Below are 23,827 nucleotides of genomic sequence, written 5' to 3'. Positions count from 1 at the left end.
GCGACGACGCAGGGAGGTCGGATGGGCGTGGTGAAGGTGACCCGTGCGGTGGCCCGCGAACAGGTGCTCGTGGCGCTGCTCGGCATCCCGCGCCTGCTGGCCCACCCGGCGTGGCGCGCCGTCGACCGCGACGAGGGACGCGGGCTCGGCGTGCTGCTCGTGCCGGGCTTCGGCTTCGGCGACTGGAGCCTGCGACTGGCCAGGACCTGGCTGAGCAAGCGGGGTTACGCGCCGATCGGCGCCCGGATCGGGATGAACGTCGGCTGCACGTCGGAGTTGGTCGACCGGTTGGAGCGCAGGCTGGAGAAGCACGCCGAGGCGACCGGCGGGCGGGTGGTGCTGCTCGGGCAGAGCCGCGGCGGTGGCCTGGCCAGGCTGGTGTCGGTGCGCAGGCCGGAACTCGTGCGCGGGCTCGTCATGCTCGCCAGCCCGGTGCTGGACCAACTCGGCGCGCACCCCAGCGTGATGCGGGTGGCGCGGACGATGGCGCGGTTGTCGAGTGCCGGCGTTCCGGGCCTGCTGGACCAGGACTGCTTCGCGGGCACGTGCTACGACACCAACTCCGCGGCCATGGCGCAGCCGTTGAAGGTGCCCGCCATCGCCGTGTTCTCCCGCAACGACCTCATCGCGCCCTGGGAGCTGTGCGCCGACCCGTGCGCGGACTGCGTCGAGGTGAACAGCACGCACACCGGCATGGGCCTCGACCCCGAGGTGTACCGGCTCCTCGCGCCGCGACTGGCCGAGTGGGCGCGGAGCCGGGAGCGGGTGTCGGCGGCGAGCTGACCGCGAACCCCCGCCCGGCGATCGGGTGCGCCGGGGACCGTGAGAAGATCGAAAAGGCGGGTGGGGGTGACGGCGGCGCGGTTCTCCGGCGGAGACGGTCTGGTGGTCCCGTGCCCGCGATCATGGTCCCCGTCCGAAGGTGAGCACGTCATCGAACCGTCGTCGCGCTTGGAGGCGTTCGGGAACCAGCTCGTGCAGGCGCACATCGCGCTGCGCGAGCGGCTGGAGGCGTTGAGCAACGGCCTGGCCGACGGCGCGCAGGTCAGCGACCTGTGGTCGCACTGCCTGTCGTTCTGCGCCGCGCTGGAGCGGCACCACACCGCGGAGGACGACGGCGTGTTCCCCGTGCTGGCCCGGGAGCACCCGGAGCTGCGGCCGGTGCTCGACGAGCTGGGCCGCGACCACCGGATCGTGTCGGACGCGTTGGCCGCGCTGGGGAAGCTCGGCGACGTCGAGCCCGAGGTGTTGCAGCGCGAGCTGGCCGGCGTGGCCGCGTTGATGGAAACGCACTTCACCTACGAAGAGCGCAAGATCGCGGACGTGCTGTCGGCGTTGACCGGGCGGCTCGGTGAGGCCGACGCGGAGCTGATCACGCGCGCCACCACCGGCTATGACGCGTAAGTGCCCTTAATAGCTTCAGTGTTGACTGAAAGGCTACTCGTCCCGTGACGAATGTTTCGTGATCATTCACTCGGACGTGTGATCTTTCGTGCGATCCTGCCTGCGCGCGGCAACCCTGCGCCGCGCTCGGGAGGAGACATCCAATCGTGCGACCACGACCCCTGCTGAACCCCCTCGCCGTTGTCGTTTCCGTCGTCGCCGTCGCGGCGGCCCTGCTGATTCCCACCGCTGCCGCCGGCGCCACGCCGATCACCGTCGCCCAGGCCGTCGGCCGGCAGGACGGCGCCTCCGCGACCGTGCGCGGCTACGTCGTCGGGCAGCCCACCGCCACCAACACCGTGGTGCGGTCGAACTTCCCGTCCGACTACGCGTTGGCGCTGGCCGACTCGCCGACCCAGACGAGCACGAGCCAGATGCTGTACGTGCAGATCACGTCGGCGTTCCGGGCCCAGTGGGGCCTGCGGACCAACCCCGGCCTGCTCGGCGCGCGGATCGACGTCACCGGTCCGCTGACCGCGTACTTCTCGCACGCGGGCCTCACGTCGCCGACCGCGTTCGCCCACGGCGGCACCTCGCCGACGTCCACCACCACCCAGCCGACCGCCACGTCCACGACGGCTCCCGGCGGCGGCTACGACGACACGTACTACCGCAACGCGCTCGGCAAGACCGGCTCGTCGTTGAAGACGGCGTTGAACGGGATCATCCGGACCAACACCAAGCTGTCGTACGACCAGGTGTGGGAGGCGTTGAAGGTCACCGACCAGGACCCCGGCAACAGCGCCAACGTGATCCTGCTCTACACCGGGCGTTCGCAGAGCAAGACCACCAACGGCGGTGACCCCGACGACTGGAACCGCGAGCACGTCTGGGCCAAGTCCCACGGCGACTTCGGCACCGCGACCGGTCCGGGCACCGACATCCACCACCTGCGGCCGACGGACGTGTCGGTGAACGCCGAGCGGGGCAACAAGGACTTCGACCTGGGCGGCTCGGCGGTCGGCGAGGCTCCCGGCAACTACACCGACGCCGACTCGTGGGAGCCGCGCAACGCGGTGAAGGGCGACGTCGCGCGGATGTTGTTCTACATGGCGGTGCGGTACGAGGGCGGCGACGGCTACCCGAACCTGGAGATGAACGACAACGTCAACAACGGCACCGCGCCGTACCACGGCAGGTTGTCGGTCCTCCTGCGGTGGCACGCGCAGGACCCGCCGGACGCGTTCGAGAAGCGTCGCAACCAGGTGATCTACGACCGCTACCAGCGCAACCGCAACCCGTTCATCGACCACCCCGAGTGGGCGACGTCGATCTGGGGCTAGGTCCGCGCCCGGTGAACGCCCGGTCCCGACTCCTCGGTGGAGGTCGGGGCCGGGCGTTCGCGCGTCGGCGGCCGGTAGATCACCCGATCCGGTGTTGACCACTCACGCCTCCTCTGTTCGAATGAACGCATCGCTTGTTCGATCAGAGGGGGAGTCATGCGTGCCGGGATCACGATCCTGCCGGAGTACCGCTGGGCCGAGGCGAAGCCGCGGTGGTTGGCGGCGGAGGCGTACGGGTTCGCCCACGCGTGGACGTTCGACCACTTGGGCTGGGGTCCGCTGGTCGACCACACGTGGTTCGGCTCGGTGCCCACGTTGAGCGCGGCGGCGGTGGCGACGTCGCGGATCGAGCTGGGGTTCATGGTCGCGTCGCCGAACTTCCGCCACCCGCTGCCGTTCGCGCGTGACGTGATGGCGTTGGACGACCTGTCGGACGGCAGGCTCGCCGTGGGCGTCGGCGCGGGCGGGGTGGGCGGCTACGACGTCGAGGTGTTCGGCGGCACGACCAAGGCCGCGAGCCCGGCGCGCCGGTACGAGGAGTTCGTCGAGTTGTTGGACGCCTTGCTGACCAAGGATCGGGTCGACTACTCGGGCGAGTACTACAGGGCCGTGGGTGCCCGGAACGCTCCCGGCTGCGTGCAACGGCCTCGTACGCCGTTCATCCTGGCGGCGAACGGTCCGAGAGCGCTGGCGTTGGCCGCGAAGCACGGCGAGGGGTGGGTGACCGTGGGTTCGGCTCGGGATTCGCTGGACTCGTGGTGGAAGTCGTTGGCCGAGCTGTCGGCGCGGTTCGACGAGGCGCTGGCCGCCGAGTCGCGGGACCGGGCGTCGGTCCGCCGCTTCCTCCAGACCGACGCCGCGCCGGTGTTCTCGCTGTCGAGCGTCGAGTGCTACCGCGACTTCCTGGGCCGTGCGGACGACCTGGGCTTCACCGACGTGCTGGTGCCGTGGCCAAGAGCGGACGGCCCGTTCGCCGGCGACGAGGCGATCGTGGAAACGGTGGCCGCCGAGGTGCTGCCGACCTTGTCCTGACGGGCCGGCGGGTCGGACTCTCGCTCGGCGCGGAAGCCGCCAGTTCGCGGGAGCTGTGACCCTCGTCGGCGATGCTCGGCAGCCCTGGCCGTCCGTCGGCAGCTCGGTTCCGCCTAACCGGGCTTCGCCGATGTGCTGGCGCCGTGACCGGAAGCGGACGGCCGTTCTCCAGTCAGGATCCTGGACACCGTGGCCGCCGACGTGCTGCCCATGTTGTCCCGACGTGCCAGCCGGCGGGATCGGAGTCGCGTTCGGCGCGGAAGCCGCCAGTTCGCGGGAGCTGTGACCGCGTTGGCGACGATCAGCAGCCCTGGCCGTCGGTCGACAGGTCGGTTCCGCCTAACCGGGCTTCACCGATGTGTTGGTGCCGACGTTGTCCTGACGTGCTGGCAGGTGGGATCGGAGCCTGGTTCGGTGCGGAAGCCCGCCAGTTCGTGGGAGCCGTGGCCTTGGCGATGATCAGCAGCCTTGGTCGTCCGTCGACAGCTCGGTTCCGCCGCCCCGAACCGCAGCACCCGCTCGACCACCGGCGTCACTGTCGAAGGCGGCGACAGTCCCCGGCCAACCAGGCGAGTGCCGCGTCTGAACGCCGAGCCAAAAGGTCGTGCCCGAAGCCTCCGGGCAGCCGGAGCGAAGTCGAGGACCCTGCGGTAGCAGGTGTGCGTGCCTTCGCGTCGGCCTGCCGCAGGGCCGGCTGCGTTGTCCAGGCCGTGGGCAAGCCGTTCAGAGGTCCGTGCACGCGTCGGCGATCGCGGTGTGGATCGTGGTCAGGTCGGACGGCTCCGTGCGCCAGTTGCTGAAGGCCGCACGGAGGGCGGGCTGTCCCTTGTAGACGGTGGGGGTGAGGAAGGTCGCGCCGCCCGACGCGATGCGGCGGGCGACTTCGGCGATGCGGTCCGGGGTCGGTGAGTCGGCGAGGGTGAAGCACACGACGTTGAGCCGGACCGGCGCCAGGAGGCGCACGCCGGGGGTGTCCGCGAGCAGGTCGCCGAGGCGGTGGGCGAGGTCGACGGTGCGTTCGACGATCCGGCGGTGGCCGTCCTGCCCGTAGGCGGTGAGGGTGAACCAGGTCGCCAGGGCGCGCAGGCGGCGGGAGTTCTCCGGGGTGAGGTGGACGAAGTCCGGGTCCTCCGTCGGCAGGCCGAGGTACGCGGCGGAGTTGCGGAAGACCTCGACCTGGAGGTCGCGGCGGCGGGTGAACTGGACGGCCGCGTCGTAGGGCACGTTGAGCCACTTGTGGAGGTCGACGCAGATCGAGTCGGCGTCGGCGAGGCCGTCCACGAGGTGGGTGAAGGCGGGGGAGAGGGCCGCGAAGCCGCCGAACGCGGCGTCGACGTGCAGCCAGAACGGTGTGCGCGACCGCAGTTCGACCAGTGCGCGGAGGTCGTCGAAGTCGGCGGTGTTCACGGTTCCGGCGTTCGCGACCACGATGGCGGGCGTGCCGTCGAGTTCGGCGGCCAGCTGCGCGACGTCGATCGCCTCGCGGTCGGGCAGGGTGGGGATCAGGCGCAGGCTGTCCCGGCCCAGTCCGAGCATCGACAGCGCCTTGTAGGTGCTGGAGTGCGGCGCACCCGAGTACACCTTGACGGGGCCGAGCGCGGTGACGCCCGACTCGGCCACCGACACCCCGGCCCGCTCACCCAGCCATTCCCGACCGAGGGCGAGCCCGACGAAGTTCGACATCGTCGCCCCGGTGACGAAAGCCCCGGTGTGGACGTCGCCGAGCCCGAACATCGACGCCAACCACCGCACGGTCTCCCGTTCCAACGCGGACGCGGAGGACCCGTCCGACGCGGCCGGGTTCTGGTCGAACACCGCCGCCAACCAGTCACCCGCGATGCCCGCCGGCGTACTGCCGCCAGTGACGAACCCCAGGTAACGGGGCCCGGCGGACGCGGAGAACCCGGGCGCCCACCGGCGGGCGAACAGGTCCAGCGCGCCCGCGAACCCCGTCCCCGACACCGGCAGCGGATCGCTCGCGGGCGTCACCTCGCCTACGGGCACGACGGGTCGGTCGGGCAGGGCGGCCAGGATCGACGCCGCGTAACGGGTCGTCGCGTCGAGCACGTCCGCCGTGACCGCCGCGTCCGGCAGGTCGGCCGGCTCCGGTGATCCGGGCCCGGCCGTCACGTCCTCCACCACGCAAACCTCCAGTCGACGAAAGGGGCAGCCCGAAGCCTAAGGACCGGCCACCGCCGACGTCCCAGTCCACTTCGCCGAAACTGGACGTCCCGCCCGGTCGCGAAGCGCTTCCGTCGAGCCGTCAGCCGTGGGACTCGCCAGGTCACGGTCCCGTCGGCCCGTTCGCCATCCCTGACCCCCCACCCTGAAGCCGTCCCCTGGGTGGCTGGTCCGGTTACTCGCCGTAGGTCCACTGTGGACCGCACTCAGGCGCCACCCCGGCAGTGTCTCACCGTCCGTAGTCGGCTGTCTGTTGCCGTTCGAGCTCCGCCGGATCTGCCGTCGGCGGGCGCGGGCGGGCGCTCGTCCGTGCGGTGGTGTGCCTGCCGTGGCCGCCCTGTTGCGGGTTCGTCACGGACTGCGTCTGAAATTTCTCTTAACTCATAGGAAAGTCCGGTGAGCGTCGCTCGAACTCGTGAATTCGGACGGTGGTCGGATCACCGACACCCACTCGTTCCGCCCGTCCGATGACCGTCCGGATGAACTACCGCCGAAGATCCCAACCTGCCCGAGTGGTGTTCGGTTCAACTACTGCTCGGTGCTCTGGGTGACTGTTAGCTTCCGGACAGCGATTACGTCTAGTGAGGAGGCAATGGGTGAAGCGCTTGTTCGGCGTGGTGCTCAGCGCGCTCGCCGCGGCCGTCGTGCTGGTCCCGGTGAGCCCGGCCGCGCAGGCGGCCACCGGTCGGGTGGTCGTGTTCTCCGTCGAGGTCACTCCACTGAAGACCTACGACGACCCCGAAGGCTGCCAGTCGCTGCCGGCAGGAGCGCACGTGCTCGCCAACCTGACCGACGGCGCCGTCACGATCTACGGCGATCCGACGTGCTTCGCGCCCCTGGTCACGGTGGAAAAGGGTTACGGCACGCACGTGCCCGTGCACGGCGCGAGCTTCAAGGCCTGACCGCCGTGGTGGTCAACCCCAACCGATGTGGAGAGGGCGCAGGTGTCCTTCGATCTGGTCGTGGTCGGAGTCGGCTACGTAGGGCTGCCGCTGGCGGCGGCGGCGACCGCCGCGGGTCTGACGGTGGCGGGCTACGACACCGACCCGGACGTGGTGCGCACGCTCACCGAGGGCCGTTCGCACGTGCTGGACGTGTCGCACACCGAGTTGGGCGCCATGCGCGCCGGCGGCTTCACCCCCACCACCGATCCGGCCGTGATCACGGGCGCCGACACCGTGGTGATCTGCGTGCCCACCGGCCTGGCGCCTGACGGGCGACCCGACCTCGACGCGGTCCGCGCCGCCGCCGAGACCGTCTCCGACCACCTGCGCCCCGGCACCCTCGTGATCCTGGAGTCCACGAGCTTCCCCGGCACCACCGACGAGGTGGTGCGGCCGATCCTGGAGCGGCACGGCCTCGTGGCCGGTGAGGACTTCCCGCTCGGCTACTCGCCGGAACGCATCGACCCCGGCAACCGCACGTTCGGCGTCCGCAACACGCCCAAGGTCGTCAGCGGTCACACCCCGTTGTGCACCAAGCACTGCGCCACCTTCTACAGCCGGTTCGTCGACTCCGTCGTGGTGGCCCGCGGCACCCGCGAGGCCGAGATGGCGAAGCTGCTGGAGAACACCTACCGGTACGTGAACATCGCGCTGGTCAACGAGATCGCGGTGTTCTGCGACCAGCTCGGGGTGGACGTGTGGGACGTGCTGCACTGCGCGGCCACCAAGCCGTTCGGCTTCCAGCCGTTCACCCCCGGACCTGGCGTCGGCGGTCACTGCATCCCCGTCGACCCCCGCTACCTGCTGGACAAGGCCCGTCGTGAGGGCGCGCGGCTGGGCGTGGTGGAAGCGGCCCGGCGGGTCGACTCGGCGATGCCGTCCTACGTCGTCGAACGGGCGGTGCGGCTGCTGAACCGCGCGGGTGTGCCCGTCGCCGGTGCGCGGATACTCCTGCTGGGCGTGTCGTACAAGGCGGACGTGCCGGACACCAGGGAGTCCGCCGCGTTCCGGATCGCCGACGAGCTCAGGGCGCTCGGCGTCGACGTGACCTACCACGACCCGGTCGCGGGTGAGGTGCCCGCGCTCGGGCCGTCCGCCGCCGACCTGGACTCCGCGCTGCGCGCGAGCGACGCCACCGTGCTGCTCGTCGCGCACAGCGGTTACGACCTCGGCCACCTGGCCAGGAACTCGCGGCGGCTGCTGGACGTCACGGGCAGCGTGCCGGGAGGGGAGGTCATGCGCCTTTGAGGGCCCCGTGATCGGGGAGCCGGTCCGCGGACCGGGAGCAGCACGTCAGGTTTCGCAGAATCTTTGAGGAGTGTCCGAATGGTCATGTCCACGGCGGTCAAGAGCGATCGGCTCAAGAAGCGCTTCGAGAAGTGGGACGTCAACGGCAACGGCAGCATCGAGAAGTCCGATTACGAGGCCGAGGCCAGTCGCATCATCGAGGCGTTCGGCGAGGACAAGTCGTCACCGCAGGCACGGGCGCTGATCGACGCCTACATCTCCATGTACGAGTTCCTGGCGACCAAGGTCGGTGTGGGCGCGGACGGCTCGATGACCGAGGAGCAGTTCCTCAGCGTGGTCGAGGCGCAGGTGTTCGCCGAGGGTGACGCCGGGTTCAACCGGGTGATCCGGCCGACGGTCGCGGCCATGGTGGGCCTGTGCGACACCGACGGCGACGGCGAGGTGAGCCCGCCGGAGTTCCACAAGTGGCTGGACGCCATCGGGGTGGACCCCGCGTCGGCGGTCGAGGCCTTCCGGACCATCGACTCCAACGGCAACGGGACGCTGACCGTGGACGAGCTGGTGGCCGCGGTGCGCGCCTACCACTTCGGCACCTTGGACGTGCCGCTCCTCGGTCACTGAGCCGACGAGCACGACGGCGCCCCGGGAGGATCTCCCGGGGCGCCGTCGTCGTCGGTCAGAACGCGGGGACCGCGACGACCGCCGGGCTGAACAGGACGTCCACCTCGGGGCGCAGGCCGAGTTCCGGCCCGGTGCGCGGCACGGGGGTGGTGATGAGGATGTTGTAGTGGTTCGGGTGGTGGCAGGCGTCGAACCCGAGCACCTCGCCGACGAGCTCGCCGTCGCACCACACCTCGTCGCCGCGGTCGATCACGCCCGCGTTGACGATCTCCACGAACCCGAGGAAGGCCACCCGGTCGATCCGCGCGCCCGCCGCCGTGTCCTCGTGGTCGGTGGTCACCAGCTCGTGCACCTCGCCCCGGCGCACGCAGCGGCTCGCGAACGGCTCCAGGCTCATCCCGCGGTCGTCGCGGCGGTGCGCCAGCACCTTGACGACCCGGCTGCCGACCGCCCGCTTCTCGCCGTCCTCCAGCATCACTCACCCTCTCGTCGGTACACTTCGTCCACCAGGTCCAGCGCGGCCAACCCGCCGTCGCGCCACGCCGACCGCGCCGCCACGGCCGACGCGAAGTCACGCAGCACGGCCTCGTACTCGTGCCACAGCGAGCCCTTGAACTCCTCGAAGCCCTCGAGCACGTCCGCCCGCAGCACGGTCCCGTCGGCGAGCCTCGCGGTCACGTCCTTGGTCTCGCCGGGGTGCGACCAGTCCAACTCCACCACCGCCGGCGCGGAGCCCCGCACGTGCAGCACCGCCTGCCGGTCGATGCCGTCCACCCGGGTGACCCGCGCGGACTCCAGGGTCAGCTCGCCGAGGAACAGCCGTGCCAGGTCCAGCGCGTTGGGCCCGTTGTCGGCCACGCACCCGCCGCCGGACCGCGCCGGGTCCAGGTACCAGCGGTCCTCGCCCACGTGCTCCTCGATCCGCTCCAGGTAGCGCACGGTGAGCTCCACGATCGGGGCGGCGCCCGTGAGCTTGTCGCGCAACGCCAGCACGTTCGCGTTGTACCGGCGGTGGAAGGCGGTGAACAACGCCACTCCGCGCGCCCGTGCCGCCTCGGCCACCGCCAACCCGTCACGCAGCGTCGTGGCCAGCGGTTTCTCCACGCACACCGGCAGGCCACGCTCGACGGCGTCCGACGCGACCGCGGCGTGCACGTCGTTGGGCGCCGTCACCACCACCGCGTCCAACCCGCCCGCGTCGAGCATCGCCCGGTGGGACCGGTAGGCGGGCACGTGGTGACCCGCCAACGCCCGCTCGTCGAGGTCGCACACGGCGGCCAGCTCGAAGCGCGGCGAGGCCGCGATCGCGGCCAGGTAGAACCGCGAGATCACCCCCAACCCGACCACACCGACCCGAATCACCGCCCGCTCGCCCTCCGGCGAACCGCTCGTTCCCGGCTCACCCGCCCGCGAACCACTCGACTCCGGCACCTGTGGCCCGGTCATCCGGCGGCCCGCAGGGCAGGTGCGATCGAGCGCAGCTCCTCGTACAGCTCGTCCGGCAGGGGGACGCCGTGCACCTGTCGCCACCGGGCGCGTTCGCCCTCGTGCCAACCGGGGTAGCTGACCGGCTTGCGCGGATCGACCGGTTTGGCGCCCGCGACCGCGCCGAACAACGCCGCCGCGTCCTCCCAGAACCCCGGCCGCAGCGCCGACGGCGCGAACACCAGCGCCATCACGCCGATGTCGTCATCCCGCGACACCGACGACAACGGCCCCATGGCCGCACCCGGCACCAGCGCCGCCAGCACCTCCACCAGCAGACCCAGCCCGAAACCCTTGTACGCGCCCGTCTCCGGCGTCCCGCCCAGCCACAGCAGGCGCCCGTCACCCCGGTCGAACGCCGCCGGGTCGGTCACCGGCGTGCCGTCGTCCGCCGCCAGCCACCCCGGCGGGATCGGCTCACCGGCCCGCGCCGCCGCCCGCACCCGGCCCGTCGGCACCACGGTCGTGCTCATGTCCAGCACGAACGGCGGCCGGTCGCCCGCCGGGCAGGCCAGCGCCAGCGGGTTCGTGCCCAGCAACGGCTCCCGGCCGTCCGGCGCGGGTGCGATGCGCTGCCCACCGCAGTTCGACGCGATCAGCCCCACCATGCCGTGCGCCGCCGCACGTGCCGCGTGGTACCCGGCGCAGCCGATGTGCGTCGCACCGCGCAACGTCACCATCCCGATCCCGTACCGCGCCGCCCGCGCCGAGGCCAGCTCCACCGCCTGGGACGCCGACCACAACCCGAGCGCCCGACGCGCGTCGGCCAGCACGGACGCGCCGAGGTCGGCGATCACCGCCATGTCGGCCGCCGGTTCCGTCCGCCCGGAGTCGAACAGCGGCAGGTACAGCCGGGTCAGGTTCACCAGCCCGTGCGTGCTCGACCCGGTCAGGTCGCCGTGGCACAGCGCCTCCGCCGCGACCGCCGCCCGGTCCGGCGGCACACCCCGCGCCCGGAAGACACCCGTGACGGTGTCGAGCAGGGTCGGATACGGCACCAGGACGGTCATGTTCCAGCTTCCTGTTCCTTGTTCGGAGTTGACGGGGTTCGCGTGGCCCTCACTGCGGAGCGGTGACCGCGCCACCGGACGACGGCCGGCGAACGGGCACTAGGCCGCTCCTGCGTTCCGCGCGAACCTCACGACGATGTCCCGCACCACGTCGGCGAACCGGTCGAGGTCGGCGACGTCGGCGTGCTCGCCGCGCGCGTGGGCCTGGTTGCCCTCCAGCGTTCCGGGGCCGAGGACGGCGGTGTGCGCGCCCGGCACGTCGGCCAGCCAGATCGCGTCGCAGGTGAACGCGGGCTCGTGCGCGGGCCAGCGCGGCACGATGCCGTCCAGCAGCGGCAGGTCCTGCGGCGGCAGCGCGGGCAGCCCGCGCTTGCGCCACACCAGCCGGGTGATCAGGGCCGCGTCGACGGCCGTGCGGTGGAACGGCGGCACGCCGCGGAAGCGGGCGGTGAACTCGGCCAGCCCTTCCCGCAGCGCGGCGTCCAGCGCCACGGCCAGCACCCGCGCGGACGCCGTGCTGCCGTAGGAGAGGTTCAGCAGCAGCTCGCCGCCGCCGTACACGCGGTTGTGCATCCGGCCCGTGTGCAGCCCGGCCACGCACACCTGGCCGTCCGGCACCCGCCCGGCCAGCGCGCCCGCCAGGTGCTGGGCGAGGAACCCGAGCAGCACGGACGCGTTGTGCCCCGCCTGCGGCTGGTCGTCGATCGCGTCCTCGCCGCGCACCTGCACGCACGCCGTCATCGCGGCCGTCGAGCGGGGCAGGTAGCGCAGGCCGGTCGGCTCGCAGAACACGTTCAGGCTGCCGTGGTACCCGGCCTCGACCAGCGGACGGGTGCCGAACACGCCCATCGCGCCGCCCTCCTCGCCGGACACCGCCTGGATCAGCACGCTCACGTCCCGCCCGACCGCCGGATCGGTCATCGCGGCACGGACACCGGCCAGCAGCGCCACCGCGGGCCCCTTGGCGTCGATCGCGCCGCGGCCGTGGAACCGGACGCCGTCGAACCCGGCCGGCTCGAACGGCGCGACCGTGTCCAGGTGCACGTTGAACATCACCACCGGCTCGGCCTGGCCGACCCGCAGCACCAGGTTCGGCTGCCGCGCCAGGAAGTCCGGGTCCTCGGCGATCGCCTCCCGCACCACGGAGGGCACGTCGTGCCGCAGCACGTCGGCCTCCCGCGCCGGACCCAGGTGCACGGTGCGCATCCCGAAGCACTCGGCCGCCTCCGAGTACGCGTGCACCGCGTCCCACAGGCACACCTCGTCGGTGGTCTCCAGCGGACCCGTGGTCGGCATCGCCAGCAGCCGCAGCAACAGGTCGCGGTCCTCGCCGATCACCGCACGGCTCCCCTCGCCGCCCAGGGTCCGATCACCGCACCAGCCCGGCCATCGCCCGACCGGCCGCCACGAACGCGGGCGCCGCGTCCGGTGCGAGCGCGCCCGACTCGTGCGGGCGCAGCGACACGTGCGGCTCCAACGACCACGCGCCCCGATAACCACTGGCGCGCAACAACTCCACGCAGTCGGCCACCCGAGCGTCACCCGAACCGGGTAGCACGAACCGGTCACCCGACGCGTCCTTCACGTGCACGTGCTCGACGTGCGCGACCACCTCGCACAACATCGCGTACCCGTCGTAGCCGTGCGCGACGCCGTTGCCGGTGTCGAACAGCAGCCTCAACGCGGGGTTGTCCACCGCGTCGAGCAGGTCCAGCGCCCGCGCCGCGCTCGCGCCCGCCCAGCCGGAGCAGTTCTCGTGCAGCAGCACGACCCCCGCCGCCCCGGCGAGCTCGGCGAGCATCGACACCCGCGTGATCACCCGGTCGCGCCACCGCCGCTCGGACAGGCCCGCGTTCGGGTAGGACATGATCCGCACGTACCGGGTGCCCAGCGCGGCGCAGCGGCGCAGCAGCACGTCCAGCTCGGCCAGGTCGTCCTCGAACGGCGTGCTGATCGGCCGCGCCCACCCGCCGATCCGCGAGGCCAGGCACACCACCCCCACACCCCGCGCCGCCAGCTCCTTCGCCACCACCGCGAACTCGTCGTCGTCCAGGTCCGCCACCGCCCGCCCGTCCACGGTGCGCAGCTCCAGGTGCGTCCAGCCCAGCTCGGCGAGCACCGCCAACTGGCCCGCCAGGTCCGGCGCGGCCTCGTCCGCGATGCCCGCCAGCACCGGCTCAGCGGACATGCGCGGCCACCGGGCCGGGTGAGACCTCGCCGCGCGCGGCGGGGATCACCGGCTCGGCGCAGATGTTCTTGGCCACCGACAGCAGCTGCACCACGTCCGTGGCGAACGAGAACCCCCGCGCGTGCTGGTCGCCCGCCGCGTGGAACAGCCGGTAGGCGCGCAGCACCCACTCGGTGAGCGAGTCGTCGCGCAGCACCTCGTGCTCGCGCCGCCCGTTGAGCGTGACGGTGAGCTGCGCGTGGTCGTCGTCGTCGCTCACCGCGTAGTGGCCGACCGCGCTGCCCTTCTCGAACTCCACCGTGATGCGGCGCTCCCGCACCGGCGAGGTGAGGTCCGAGCTGATCTCCGTGCGCACGCCGCTGTTGTGCCGCAGCCCTATCCGGGCGCCGCCCATCCGCGGCACCACCACGTCGCCCACGGTCAGGTCGTAGCCGGCCGCGTGCGTGACCCGCGCGCTGCCCGCCAGCCGCAGCGCCAGGGCCACGCCGTGCGGCAGCTCCACGTCGAACGCGGTCAGGTGGCTCGGCCTGGTCAGCGACCGGCGGAAGCGCGGCTTGTTCTGCACGATCGAGATCGACTTCGGCTCGCCGAGCGTGCCGCCGCGCACCAGCTCCATCAGCCGCGAGGTCAGCGAGCTGGTCAGCCACGGCTCGACCACGGCGATCCGCAGGCCGTACTTGCGGCGCAGCCGGATCACCCTGGCCAGGTCGTCGGTGTCGGCGGCGAGCGGCTTCTCCGCGACGAGGTTGCGGAACCCGCGTTCGGCGAGCTCGGTCATCACCTCGGCGCGCACGGACGGCGGTGTGCACACGTGCGCCACCGTGTCGCCCGGGTCCAGCAGGGTGGCGGCCTCGGCCAGGCTGCCCACCATCGCCAGGCCGGGTCGTTCCGCGGGCAGCCGCCGCGGGTCGCACGCCACGATGGGTCGGTCGTCGAACAGCTGTCGGACCGAGGTCCGCGCCCTGGCCAGCACCGGCAGGTGCAGTTCCGCACCGGCTCGGCCCAGTCCCACGACGAGTGTGCGCACTATTGAGCCCCGTCTTGTCTCGTCCGGTCTCGAAGGCATCGGGAATGAGCGATGTCAGCTCGCAATTGATGGCCCCGACGTTGTCCCAATCGCGAAGGTATGTCAACTCCACGAGGGCGAGTTGACCAGGAAGAGTGAACTGGCCGGTGGTCGGCCGCCGGCCCGGTGACCTGCCATACGCTCACCCCCGGAAGCGGTGACCGCGGAGGTGAGTGCGCTGACCGTGCCATTCTTCACGCAATCGGCGACATTTTCCGGATTGTGGCCGATAACGCGACGGCACATTGTGGAAGTCATCAGTAACGGCAAGTACTCGCACGGGCGGAAAGTGCTGGAGCTGGAAAGGGCGCTGGCCGCGTACACCGGGGCCGCGCATGTCGTCGGCGTGAACAGCGGCACGGACGCGCTGGTGTTGTTGTTGAGGGCGTGCGGGCTGCGTCCCGGCGACGAGGTGGTCGTGCCCGCGTTCTCGTTCATCGCGTCGGCGTCCTCGGTGGTGCTCGCGGGCGGCGAACCCGTGTTCGCCGACATCGAGCCGGACGGCTACGGGCTCGACCCGGCGTCGGTCGCCGCCGTCGCCGGTCCGCGCGCCCGGTTCGTCATGCCGGTGCACCTGTTCCACCACCTCGCCGACCTGACCGGTCTGGCCGAGGTGGCCCGCCGGCTGGACCTCACCGTCGTGGAGGACAGCGCCGAGGCGATCGGCATGCGTCACGACGGGGTGCACGCGGGCCTGTTCGGCGCCGGGGGAGTGCTGTCGTTCTTCCCGACCAAGACCCTCGGGGCGCTCGGCGACGCGGGCGCGGTGATCACCAACGACCCGGTGGTCGCCGAGACCGCGGGCGCCCTGCGCCACCACGGCCGGTTCGGCCGCACGATCGACAACTTCCCCGGCATCTCCACCGGCGCCGGCGCGGTCGGGGTGAACAGCAAGATGGACGACGTCCAGGCCGCCGTGCTGCTGGCCAAGCTGGACCGGCTGGAAGCCGACATCCGCCGCCGCGCGGTGCTGGCGCGCCGGTACGCCGACGGCCTGGCCGGCGTGCCGGGCGTGCGGAAGCTGCCGTCCGTGCTGCCGCGGCGGGGGAGCGTGCGCGGCGTCTTCTACGTGTACGCGGTCGAGGTGGACCGGCGCGACGAACTGGCCGCGCACCTGGCCGGGCACGGCATCGGCACGGAGACCTACTACCCGACGCCGCTGCACCTGCAACCGTGCTTCGCGCACCTCGGCCACCGGCCCGGCGACTTCCCCCGCGCGGAGGAGGCCTGCCGCCGCACCCTCGCGCTGCCGCTGTACCCGGACCTGCCGCTCGGCGACGTCGACCGGGTGTGCGCCGCGATCCGCTCCTTCTACCTCGGGGAGCGCGCGTGACGATCCCGTTCTTCCCGCCCGACCTGTTCGACGGCGACCTGCTGCTGGAGGTGGTGGAGGAAGTCGGCCTCACGCCGGACCAGCGGTTCATCCTCGGCACGCGCACCGCGGAGTTCGAGGCGGTGCTGCGCGACTCGCTCGGCGTCGCCGACGCGGTGGCGTGCGGCAGCGGCACGGCGGCGTTGACGCTGGTGCTGCACGCGATGGGCGTCGGTCCGGGCGACGAGGTGATCGTGCCCGCCTACGGGTGCGCGCCGCTGGCGTCCGCGCCGTCGGTCCTGGGCGCGACGCCGGTCTACGCCGACGTCGACCCGTGGACGATGGTCGTCGACCCGGCCGAGGTGGACAAGCTCGTCACCGGGCGCACCAAGGTGATCATGCCCGCGCACGTGTTCTCGGTGATGGCGGACATGCCCGCGTTGCGGCGGATCGCCACCGACGCGGGCGCGCGGCTGCTGGAGGACTCCGCGGTCGGGCAGGGCGGTGTGCTCGCCGGCCGCGCCGCCGGCACCTGGGGCGACGCGGGCGTGTTCTCGTTCGTGCAGGTCAAGACGTTCGGCATGCCCGGCGAGGGCGGGATGGTCGTCACCGGCGACCCGGCGCTGGCCCGCGAGGTCCGGATGCTGCGCAACCACGGCCAGGACGGCACGCACCGGTTCGTGCACCACCGGATCGGCTACAACAGCCGGTTCGACGAGGTGATGGCCGCCTTCCAGCTGCGCCGCCTCGCCACCCTGCCCGACCGGCTGGCACGGCGGGCGCGGATCGGCGAGTACTACACCTCGCGGTTCGCCGACCTCGCCGGCCGCGGCGTGCTCGCCCCTCCGCCGGGACGGGACGGGCGCTGCTTCTACGTCTACTCGCTGCTGGCCGACCGGCGTGACGCGCTGCGCGACCACCTGGCCGCGCACGGCATCGGCTCGCACGTCTACTACCCGGCGCCGCTGCCGCGCCAGCCCGCGTTCGCCGGGCACGCCCAGCCGGGCCGCGACTGGCCCGCCGCCGCGTCCGCCGCACGACGCCAACTGGCCATCCCCATCCACCCCCACCTGACCGACGCGCAGGTGGAACACATCGCCGACGAGGTGTGCCGGTTCGCGGACACGTCCGGCGCACACGGCTGAGGAGACCTCGAATGACCACCGCCATCGCGCCCGGGTCCAAGGGCGCGTACGTGAAGCTGGCCAAGCTCGACATCGTCGACTACTACCTCGGCGTCCTGGTGGTGTGGGCGCTGCTCGCGCCCGCGCTGCGGCTGGACGTCGGCGTGCTCACCACCATGGGCGTGTTCCTGGTCGGCGAGGTGTTCGTGATCGTCGCGATGGTCGCGCTGGACGACCTCACCGGCTACCGCGACGGCAGCGACACCGCCAACTACGCGCCGGACGCGCCGGCCCGCAAGCTCGACCGCAAACCGCTGGTCGCGGGCACGCTCACCGAACCGCAGGTGCTGCGGTTCGCGCTGATCACCGCCGCGGTCGGCGCGGCGGTGTGGCTCGGCGCCCTGGCCCTCGCGCCGCACCGTCCGGTGTGGACGGTCGTGCTGGTGGCGGTCACCTACTTCTTCGCCCTGCAGTACTCGTGGGGCGTGAAGCTGAGCTACCACGGCTTCCAGGAGTTCTTCCTGGCCGCGCTGGGGTGGGCGCTGGTGCTCGCGCCGTACGGCCTGGTCACCGGGCGGATCGACGGCGTGGTGGTCGTGCAGGCCCTGATCTTCGGCCTCGGGCCGCTGCTGTTCGGCGTCTACTCCAACACCAACGACGTGGCGGGCGACCGGCGGGTCGGCCGGCCCACGGTGGCGGCGCTGACCTCGCCCGCCGGCAACCGGCGCTTCGTCCGCGCGGTCTCGGCGTGCGAGTTCCTGCTGGTCCTGGCCCTGCCGCTGGTCGGCGGCCCGTGGTGGTTCCCGCTCGCGCTGCTGCCCACGATCCTGCTGCGCGCCAGGCAGCTGCGCGTCGGGTTCGGCGAGGGCGACATCCTGCGCGCCCGGCGGATCGGCATCGACGTGCACCGGGTCACCGTGGTGACGCTGGTCGTGGTGAACCTGGTGGTGCGGTGATGGACCTCGACGTGGCGGTGATCGGCGCGGGGATCGCCGGGCTGGCCGCGGCGCACGAGCTGGCGCGGGCGGGGCGCGAGGTGCGGGTGTTCGAGGCCGCCGACCACGTCGGCGGCCGGATGGCCACGCGCCACGAGTCCGGGTTCGTGGTCGACACCGGCGCCGAGCAGATCTCCGGCCGCGGCTACCCGCACACGTGGGAGCTGTTGCGGCGGTTGGGCCTCGACGACGTGCCCAGGATCGGACGGCAGCTCGGCGTGTGGCGCGGCGGGCGGGTGCGGCGGGGGTTGGCGCACCCGTCGGGCCTGGTCACCGGGGCGGGGCTGTCCGTGCGGGCCCGGCTGGACTTCGCGCGCGCCACGCGCGGCCTGGCGAAGAGGAGCGGGCTCGACACCGAACGGCCCGAGGCGTCCCGGGTGGGCACGGCCACCGTCGCCGAGTTCTGCGCGCCCCAGCACCCCGACGTGCTGGAGTACCTGTGCCAGCCGGTTGTGTCGGGGTTCTTCGGGTGGCAGCCGGAACGCTCGGCCGCCGCGCCGTTCCTGGCCCTGCTCGGCGCGATCGGCCCCGCCACGGCGTGGCGCACCTACGACGGCGGCATGGACGTGGTGGCCCGCGCGCTGGCCGCACCGCTCGACGTGACCACGTCGTTCCCGGTGCGGGAGGTCCTGGCCGGCCCGGGGTACGCCCGGATCACCGGCGACGGCGCCGAGTGGCGGGCCCGCTCGGTGGTGCTGGCCGTGCCCGCGCCCGTCGCCCGCCGGCTCTACGTCAACCCGCCGGAGCACGAGCGGTCGTTCCTGGACGCCTGCACGTTCACCCCGATGGTGAAGCTGCACCTGATGCTCGACCGCCGCCTGGAGTCGGAGGTGTACCTCCTGGCCGTGCCGCGGTCGGAGAGCACGTCGGTGTCGGTGGTGCTGTTCGACCACCTCAAGCACCCCGACCGCGCGCCCGAGGGCCGCGGCCTGGTCACCGTGATCGCCGCCCCGGCCGTCGCACCGGCGCTGCTGGACGCGACCGACGACGACGTGGTGTCCGCGCTCGCCGCCGAGGCCGAGCGGTTCGTGCCCGGCCTGCGTGCCGCCGTGACCGGGTCGGTCGTCCACCGGTTCCGCCACGGCCTGCCCGAAGCCACACCGCACGCCCTGGCGCTGCGCGGCGAGTTCGCGTCCCGTCTCGGCGGGGTCGTGGACCACGCGGGCGACTGGGTGACCCTGACCCCGTGCAGCGAGGCGGCGGTGCGAGCCGGCCGCCGTGCCGCGGCACGGGTCCACGCCGCGTCCCCGGGGACCGGCACGAGGAGGCAACCCGCATGAAGCCGCACGACATGGGCACGCTGTTCGACGAGGTCGCGGCGCGCGGCACGCACACCACCGTGCACCTGGACCGGCCGTTCGACATCCTCCCCGCCGGGTACGGGCCGGGGGTCGACTACACCGTGCCGCAGCTGGCCGGGCTGGTCCGCGAGGCCGCCGCCTGGCTGTACGAGGCGGGCGCGCGGCGCGGCGACCGGGTCGCGGTGGTGAAGCGCAACCACTACGACTACGACCTGCTCGCGTGCGCGGCGGTGCGGATCGGCGCGGTGCCCGCGCTGCTGTCCGGCCACCTCCCCGACGACGTGCTGGAGATCCTGCTCAAGCGGCTCGACCCGGCGGTGCTGGTCACCGACCGCGTGCCGCCGGTCGGACTGGCGCGGCGGGTGCTGTCGCTGGGCTCGCCCGTGCCGGGCGCGTTGACGTTGGACGACGTGCGTGGCGCGCGCGTGCCCGCACCCCGCCGCAGGCACGACGACGACCCGTTGATCATCAACCACACCTCGGGCACGACCGGTGTGCCCAAGCTCGTGGTGCACACGACCCGCACGATCGTGCACCGGCTGGCCCGGTTCGAGGCGGTGCGCTGGCCCGTGATCGGCGTGCGCCGTGACGACGTGGTCGCCAACGCGAGCTCCTACGCGCACGGCCGCACGTTCTGCTGGACGGCCAGTGTGTTCTGCCTCGCGCCGCGCAAGGTCGTGCTGCTCAGCGACCCCGAGTCGGCCGCACCGGTGCTGGCCCGGCACCGGCCGACGACCGTGGAGGCGCTGCCGTCGGCCTACGTGCGGTGGCAGCCGCCGGCCGCGCGACCGGACAACCCGTTCCGCGACGTGCGGCTGTTCGTCAGCACCTACGACGCCATGCACCCGCCGGCGATCCGGGCGATGCTGCACGCCTCCCGGCGCAGGCGTCCACTGTGGATGCAGGGCTGGGGCCAGACCGAGACGGGTCCGCTGACGTTCCGCTTCCTCACCCGCCGCGCGCTCGACCGCTCGCCCGACGCCCGCGACCTGGGACGTCCGGTGCCCGGCCGGACCCGGCTGCGGGTGGTGGACCCGGTGACGCTCACGCCCGTGCCGCGCGGGCACAGCGGCCTGGTGCTGGCCCGCACGGCGGCCCGCTGCGCCGGGTACGTCGGCGAGCAGGACCGGTGGCACGCCAAGAACACCGGGCCGTGGTGGAACACCGGCGACCTCGGGGTGCTGACCCGCGGCGGCGCGGTGCGGCTGCTGGACCGCGAGGTGGACGCCGTGCCGGGGCTGAGCTGCCTGCGGGTGGAGGACCTGGTCGAGGACCGGCTGCCCGAGGTGGTCGAGTGCGTGGTGCTCGGCACGCCCGGCAGGCCGCCGATCCCGGTGCTGGTGACGTCCGGTCCGCTGGACCCGGTGGCGTGGCGGCGGGCGGTGGCCGACCTGCCGCCGATGGCCGACCCGCACGTGCTGGCCTGGGACGAGGTGCCGCGCACCGGCACCGGCAAGGTGCGCAGGCTCGACCTGCTCACCCGGCTGGCCGGCACCGCCGAGACCCACGGCAGCGGGCGGTGGACGTGACCACCTCCGCGTTCGGCCACGGGCACGTCACCGAGGTGGCCCCGGTCCACGAGCCCGGTGACCTCCACCGGTGGTGGGCGTCGGGGTTCCCGGCCACGGCGGTCGTCCGCGCCGTTCCCGGGCGGTCGGCATGACGTCGACGTTGACGGCGGTGCCGTGGTCCGGGCCGGTGGACCTGCCGCTGGGCGGTGAGCTGGACGTGCAGGCGGCGTGCGGGATCATGCACGTGCACGGCAGGCGGTTCGGGCGGCCGACGGCGCTCGGCCTGGACTACGCCTCGATCGTGGCCGCCGAACTCGACGCGATCGGGGTGTCGGCGCTGGACGTGGCGCGGTCGCGCGGTGTCCCGCTGGAGGCGGTGTCCACGTCGGTCGCGCAGGCGGCGCTGCTGGCGGTGTCGCAGTACCTGGCGGCGGCCACCGCCGACGAGCCGGACCCGGTGCCGGCGGGTGTCGGCGGGCCGCCGTTCCTGTCCGCGGACGGGGTGGCGTTCGAGGTCGAGGCGCTGGACGCCGAGGTGTGGCGGCGGTTCTGGGCGGCGTTGGACGCCGACGCGGGCGTGGTGGCGTCGGCGTGGCGGCCCTTCCAGCACCGGTTCGCCACGGCGACGTGCCCGTTGCCGCCGGAGCTGACCGGGCTGACCGCGCGGCTGCCGATCGTGCGGCTGGAACGGGTCGCCGCGTCGACCGGGATGACGTTGGTGCGGGTCGCGCACCGGGCGGTCGACGACGTGCCGCCGTACGTCGTGCGGCCGTTGGGCGCGGGTGCGGGGCCGGTCGGGTCGCCGCGCGCGGGCGCGTTGCCGTTGTCGGGGATGGTGGTGCTGGAGTCGTGCCGCCGGGTGCAGGGGCCGATGGCCGGGCACCTGCTGTGGCAGCTGGGCGCGTCCGTGGTGCGGGTCGAGCCGCCGGGCGGGGACCCGCTGCGCGGGGTGCCGCCGATGGCCGGTGACGTGTCCGCCCGGTTCCACGCGCTGAACCGCGGCAAACGGGTCGTGACCGTGGACCTCGCGACCGTGGCCGGGCGGCGTGAGCTGCTGGAGCTGGCCTCGGGCGCGGACGTGTTCCTGCACAACTGGGGGCCGGGGAAGGCCGCCGCCTGGTCGTTGCGGGCCCGGGACGTGGCCAGGGTGCGGCCCGGGATCGTGTACGCGCACGCGTCCGGCTGGGGTGAGGCCCTGGGCCCGCGACCGCCGTTGGGCACGGACTTCGTGGTGCAGGCCCACGCCGGGGTGCCGCCGTCGTTGATGACGATCGTGGACGTGTTCGGCGGCGTGGTGTGCGCCCGCGGTGTCGTGGACGCCCTCGCGGGGCGGATCCGGTCGGGGACGGGGCAGTCGGTGGCGTCGTCGCTGCTGTCGGCGGCCTCTCGGCTGAACGCGCGGGCGACGCGGCGGTGCACGGCGCCGTTGAGCGTGCCGGTGTGCACGGACCTGGCGGGGTTGGCGCGGGACCGGCGGTTCTCGCGGGCCCTGGTGGCGGACGGGTGCGTGGTGCCGAGGTCGGCTTGGGAGTTCGGATGACGTGGACGTCGTCGACCGGGGTGGTGGTGCGGGACCTGGTGCCCGCCGCGCTGCGCCGGTCCTGGGTGGCGGCCGGTCACTGCCCGGACCGGGACCTGTACTCGTTGTTCCGGGAGCGGGTGGCCGCGCACCCCCGGCGGACGGCGGTGATCGACTCCGCCGGCTCGTTGGACTACGCGTCGTTGGACCGGGCGGTGAGGTGGCAGGCGAGGTTACTCCGTGGTTATGGCCCGTCCGACATCATCGGTGTCGACGTGCCGAACGGGAGAGAGGGGGTGGTGGCGGAACTGGCGGTAGCGGCGGTCGGCGGTGTGGCGGTGCACCTGCCCGACGGGGTGTCGCCGGTGGCGGGCACGGGTTCGCCGGTGGTGAGCACGGTGATCACGGACGTGTCGGAGGCTCTGCTGGCGGCTTCCGACCCGGTCCGGGAGGCGCCGCCGTGGTCGCCGGTGGCGGTCGACCCGGAGGCTCCGGCGCGGATCCTGGTGTCGTCGGGGTCGGAGTCCGCGCCGAAGCTGGTCGCCTACTCGCACAACGCGTTCGCCGGTGGTCGGGGCAACTACGTGCGGGCGGTGCACGGCGCCACGGCGGTGCCGCGCGACCTGGTGCTGGTGCCGTTGGCGTCGGCGTTCGGGTCGTTCGGGGCGGCGATCACGCTGTGCCGGTTGGGCGGGACGGTGCTGCTCGTGCGGCGGTTCGACGCGGCGTCGGCGTTGCGCGTGGTGGCGGAGCACCGGCCGACGCATGTGTTCGGCGTGCCCACGATGCTGCGGCGGATGGCGGCGCTGGCGTCCACTGTGGACACGACGTCGGTGCGGGCGGTGGTGTCGAGCGGCGACGTGCTGACGCCGGGGACGGCGGCGGCGGTGCGGTCGGCGTTCGGCTGCCCGGTGATCAACATCTACGGGTCGTCGGACGGCGTGAACTGCCACACGGCGACGCCGGAGCACGGGGTGGGCAGGCCCGACCCGGCGGTCACCGACATCCGCGTGGTGGACGGCGAGATCTGCGCGCTGGGGCCGATGACGCCGCTGTGCTACGTCGACGCGCCCGAGCTGGACCGGCGGCACCGCCTGCCGGGCGGCTGGGTGCGGACCGGCGACGCCGGGTTCATCGACGCCGACGGCACCCTGCACGTGGTGCGCCGGCTGAAGCGGGTGGTGATCCGCGGCGGGTACACCATCAGCCCGGCCGAGGTGGAACGGGCGCTGGACGGGCACCCCGAGGTGGCCGAGGTGGCGTGCGTGCCCGTGCCGGACGCCGACCTCGGTGAGCGGCTGTGCGCGTGCGTGGCCGTGCGCCCCGGCCGACCCGCGCCGTCGCTCGGGCAGCTGACCGCGTTCCTGCTCGACCGCGGCCTGAGCCGCCGCAAGCTGCCCGAACGCCTGGTGGTGGTGCCGGAACTGCCGCTGGGCCGGACGGGGAAGGTCTGCCTCGCCACCGTCACCCGGCTGGCGGCCGAACGGCACGGTGCCGAACGGCCGGGGGGCGAGGCGCTGGGCCTTCCGGGTTGACGTGGCCGGCGGTCGGTCGGCACGCGGCC

Annotated in this window: 21 protein-coding genes; 14 read left to right on the top strand and 7 right to left on the bottom strand. The window is 73.1% G+C overall.

What is annotated here, in order from left to right:
- Positions 1-21 precede the first annotated feature (21 nt).
- The 4 genes from ACZ7GX_RS21825 (at position 22) to ACZ7GX_RS21810 (ending at position 3,758) form a co-directional block, all read left to right on the top strand.
- Positions 22-783, top strand: coding sequence for an alpha/beta fold hydrolase (locus tag ACZ7GX_RS21825; protein WP_498778999.1), 762 nt, complete (start codon positions 22-24; stop codon positions 781-783).
- A 168-nt stretch (positions 784-951) separates the two neighbouring features.
- Entirely contained in the window at positions 952-1,404 is a 453-nt protein-coding gene (locus ACZ7GX_RS21820; protein ID WP_498778998.1) for a hemerythrin domain-containing protein, read from the top strand.
- Between the two features lie 146 nt (positions 1,405-1,550).
- The gene (locus ACZ7GX_RS21815; protein WP_498778996.1) at positions 1,551-2,726 is read left to right on the top strand and encodes an endonuclease; all 1,176 of its coding nucleotides are present in this window, start codon (positions 1,551-1,553) and stop codon (positions 2,724-2,726) included.
- Between the two features lie 156 nt (positions 2,727-2,882).
- Positions 2,883-3,758, top strand: a complete 876-nt coding sequence (locus ACZ7GX_RS21810) for an LLM class flavin-dependent oxidoreductase (protein ID WP_498778995.1) — start codon at positions 2,883-2,885, stop codon at positions 3,756-3,758.
- A 723-nt stretch (positions 3,759-4,481) separates the two neighbouring features.
- On the opposite strand, the gene ACZ7GX_RS21805 is transcribed toward ACZ7GX_RS21810, so the two are convergent.
- Entirely contained in the window at positions 4,482-5,897 is a 1,416-nt protein-coding gene (locus ACZ7GX_RS21805) for a pyridoxal phosphate-dependent decarboxylase family protein (protein ID WP_498778994.1), read from the bottom strand.
- Positions 5,898-6,535: 638 nt separating this feature from the next.
- On the opposite strand from ACZ7GX_RS21805, the gene ACZ7GX_RS21800 reads away from it, so the two are divergent.
- The 3 genes from ACZ7GX_RS21800 (at position 6,536) to ACZ7GX_RS21790 (ending at position 8,752) form a co-directional block, all read left to right on the top strand.
- A complete protein-coding gene (locus ACZ7GX_RS21800; protein ID WP_498778992.1) occupies positions 6,536-6,841 on the top strand; it encodes a hypothetical protein in 306 nt (101 codons plus the stop codon).
- Between the two features lie 42 nt (positions 6,842-6,883).
- Entirely contained in the window at positions 6,884-8,131 is a 1,248-nt protein-coding gene (locus tag ACZ7GX_RS21795; protein WP_498778990.1) for a nucleotide sugar dehydrogenase, read from the top strand.
- A gap of 78 nt (positions 8,132-8,209) precedes the next feature.
- Positions 8,210-8,752 (top strand): EF-hand domain-containing protein, encoded by a 543-nt coding sequence (locus tag ACZ7GX_RS21790; protein ID WP_498778989.1) that lies wholly within the window; start codon positions 8,210-8,212, stop codon positions 8,750-8,752.
- 55 nt (positions 8,753-8,807) lie between these two features.
- On the opposite strand, the gene ACZ7GX_RS21785 is transcribed toward ACZ7GX_RS21790, so the two are convergent.
- From ACZ7GX_RS21785 to ACZ7GX_RS21760, 6 genes are all read right to left on the bottom strand, one after another.
- Positions 8,808-9,227, bottom strand: a complete 420-nt coding sequence (locus ACZ7GX_RS21785; protein WP_498778988.1) for a DUF6917 domain-containing protein — start codon at positions 9,225-9,227, stop codon at positions 8,808-8,810.
- The gene (locus ACZ7GX_RS21780) at positions 9,227-10,114 is read right to left on the bottom strand and encodes a Gfo/Idh/MocA family protein (protein WP_498778986.1); all 888 of its coding nucleotides are present in this window, start codon (positions 10,112-10,114) and stop codon (positions 9,227-9,229) included. Before ACZ7GX_RS21780 ends, ACZ7GX_RS21785 begins: the two co-directional genes overlap by 1 nt.
- 80 nt (positions 10,115-10,194) lie before the next feature.
- On the bottom strand, positions 10,195-11,247 hold the full coding sequence (locus ACZ7GX_RS21775; RefSeq protein ID WP_498778984.1) for an Ldh family oxidoreductase: 1,053 nt from the start codon (positions 11,245-11,247) through the stop codon (positions 10,195-10,197).
- 99 nt (positions 11,248-11,346) lie between these two features.
- Complete coding sequence (locus ACZ7GX_RS21770; protein ID WP_498778982.1) at positions 11,347-12,585, bottom strand: M20/M25/M40 family metallo-hydrolase; 1,239 nt, start codon at positions 12,583-12,585, stop codon at positions 11,347-11,349.
- A gap of 31 nt (positions 12,586-12,616) precedes the next feature.
- Positions 12,617-13,435 (bottom strand): sugar phosphate isomerase/epimerase family protein, encoded by an 819-nt coding sequence (locus ACZ7GX_RS21765; protein ID WP_498778981.1) that lies wholly within the window; start codon positions 13,433-13,435, stop codon positions 12,617-12,619.
- Entirely contained in the window at positions 13,425-14,447 is a 1,023-nt protein-coding gene (locus ACZ7GX_RS21760; protein WP_498778980.1) for a Gfo/Idh/MocA family protein, read from the bottom strand. The genes ACZ7GX_RS21765 and ACZ7GX_RS21760 overlap by 11 nt, the downstream gene beginning before the upstream one ends.
- A gap of 298 nt (positions 14,448-14,745) precedes the next feature.
- Between ACZ7GX_RS21760 and ACZ7GX_RS21755 the strand changes: the two genes are divergently transcribed.
- The 7 genes from ACZ7GX_RS21755 (at position 14,746) to ACZ7GX_RS21725 (ending at position 23,798) form a co-directional block, all read left to right on the top strand.
- Entirely contained in the window at positions 14,746-15,834 is a 1,089-nt protein-coding gene (locus ACZ7GX_RS21755) for a DegT/DnrJ/EryC1/StrS family aminotransferase (protein ID WP_498779140.1), read from the top strand.
- Positions 15,831-16,958 carry a DegT/DnrJ/EryC1/StrS family aminotransferase gene (locus ACZ7GX_RS21750; RefSeq protein ID WP_498778978.1) on the top strand — a complete coding sequence of 376 codons (1,128 nt, stop codon included), beginning with the start codon at positions 15,831-15,833 and terminating at the stop codon, positions 16,956-16,958. Before ACZ7GX_RS21755 ends, ACZ7GX_RS21750 begins: the two co-directional genes overlap by 4 nt.
- Before the next feature lie 11 nt (positions 16,959-16,969).
- Positions 16,970-17,893 (top strand): UbiA family prenyltransferase, encoded by a 924-nt coding sequence (locus ACZ7GX_RS21745; protein WP_498778977.1) that lies wholly within the window; start codon positions 16,970-16,972, stop codon positions 17,891-17,893.
- Entirely contained in the window at positions 17,893-19,212 is a 1,320-nt protein-coding gene (locus ACZ7GX_RS21740) for a protoporphyrinogen/coproporphyrinogen oxidase (protein WP_498778976.1), read from the top strand. Before ACZ7GX_RS21745 ends, ACZ7GX_RS21740 begins: the two co-directional genes overlap by 1 nt.
- The gene (locus tag ACZ7GX_RS21735; RefSeq protein WP_498778974.1) at positions 19,209-20,762 is read left to right on the top strand and encodes a class I adenylate-forming enzyme family protein; all 1,554 of its coding nucleotides are present in this window, start codon (positions 19,209-19,211) and stop codon (positions 20,760-20,762) included. The genes ACZ7GX_RS21740 and ACZ7GX_RS21735 overlap by 4 nt, the downstream gene beginning before the upstream one ends.
- 130 nt (positions 20,763-20,892) lie before the next feature.
- Positions 20,893-22,284, top strand: a complete 1,392-nt coding sequence (locus ACZ7GX_RS21730) for a CoA transferase (protein ID WP_498778973.1) — start codon at positions 20,893-20,895, stop codon at positions 22,282-22,284.
- A complete protein-coding gene (locus ACZ7GX_RS21725; RefSeq protein WP_498778972.1) occupies positions 22,281-23,798 on the top strand; it encodes a class I adenylate-forming enzyme family protein in 1,518 nt (505 codons plus the stop codon). Before ACZ7GX_RS21730 ends, ACZ7GX_RS21725 begins: the two co-directional genes overlap by 4 nt.
- Positions 23,799-23,827: the final 29 nt, after the last annotated feature.

This window comes from Actinosynnema sp. NPDC037264 (genome assembly GCF_055603705.1).
The sequence above is the reverse complement of the archived record's forward strand: the minus strand, read 5'-3'. Positions and strand labels throughout refer to the sequence as shown.

Excerpts from the sequence above, each read along its gene's own strand:
- ACZ7GX_RS21825 (WP_498778999.1), top strand. The coding sequence starts at position 22 with ATGGGCGTGGTGAAGGTGACCCGTGCGGTGGCCCGCGAACAGGTGCTC.
- ACZ7GX_RS21810 (WP_498778995.1), top strand. The coding sequence starts at position 2,883 with ATGCGTGCCGGGATCACGATCCTGCCGGAGTACCGCTGGGCCGAGGCG.
- ACZ7GX_RS21790 (WP_498778989.1), top strand. The coding sequence starts at position 8,210 with ATGGTCATGTCCACGGCGGTCAAGAGCGATCGGCTCAAGAAGCGCTTC.
- ACZ7GX_RS21785 (WP_498778988.1), bottom strand. The coding sequence starts at position 9,227 with ATGCTGGAGGACGGCGAGAAGCGGGCGGTCGGCAGCCGGGTCGTCAAG.
- ACZ7GX_RS21775 (WP_498778984.1), bottom strand. The coding sequence starts at position 11,247 with ATGACCGTCCTGGTGCCGTATCCGACCCTGCTCGACACCGTCACGGGT.
- ACZ7GX_RS21765 (WP_498778981.1), bottom strand. The coding sequence starts at position 13,435 with ATGTCCGCTGAGCCGGTGCTGGCGGGCATCGCGGACGAGGCCGCGCCG.
- ACZ7GX_RS21745 (WP_498778977.1), top strand. The coding sequence starts at position 16,970 with ATGACCACCGCCATCGCGCCCGGGTCCAAGGGCGCGTACGTGAAGCTG.
- ACZ7GX_RS21740 (WP_498778976.1), top strand. The coding sequence starts at position 17,893 with ATGGACCTCGACGTGGCGGTGATCGGCGCGGGGATCGCCGGGCTGGCC.
- ACZ7GX_RS21735 (WP_498778974.1), top strand. The coding sequence starts at position 19,209 with ATGAAGCCGCACGACATGGGCACGCTGTTCGACGAGGTCGCGGCGCGC.
- ACZ7GX_RS21730 (WP_498778973.1), top strand. The coding sequence starts at position 20,893 with ATGACGTCGACGTTGACGGCGGTGCCGTGGTCCGGGCCGGTGGACCTG.
- ACZ7GX_RS21725 (WP_498778972.1), top strand. The coding sequence starts at position 22,281 with ATGACGTGGACGTCGTCGACCGGGGTGGTGGTGCGGGACCTGGTGCCC.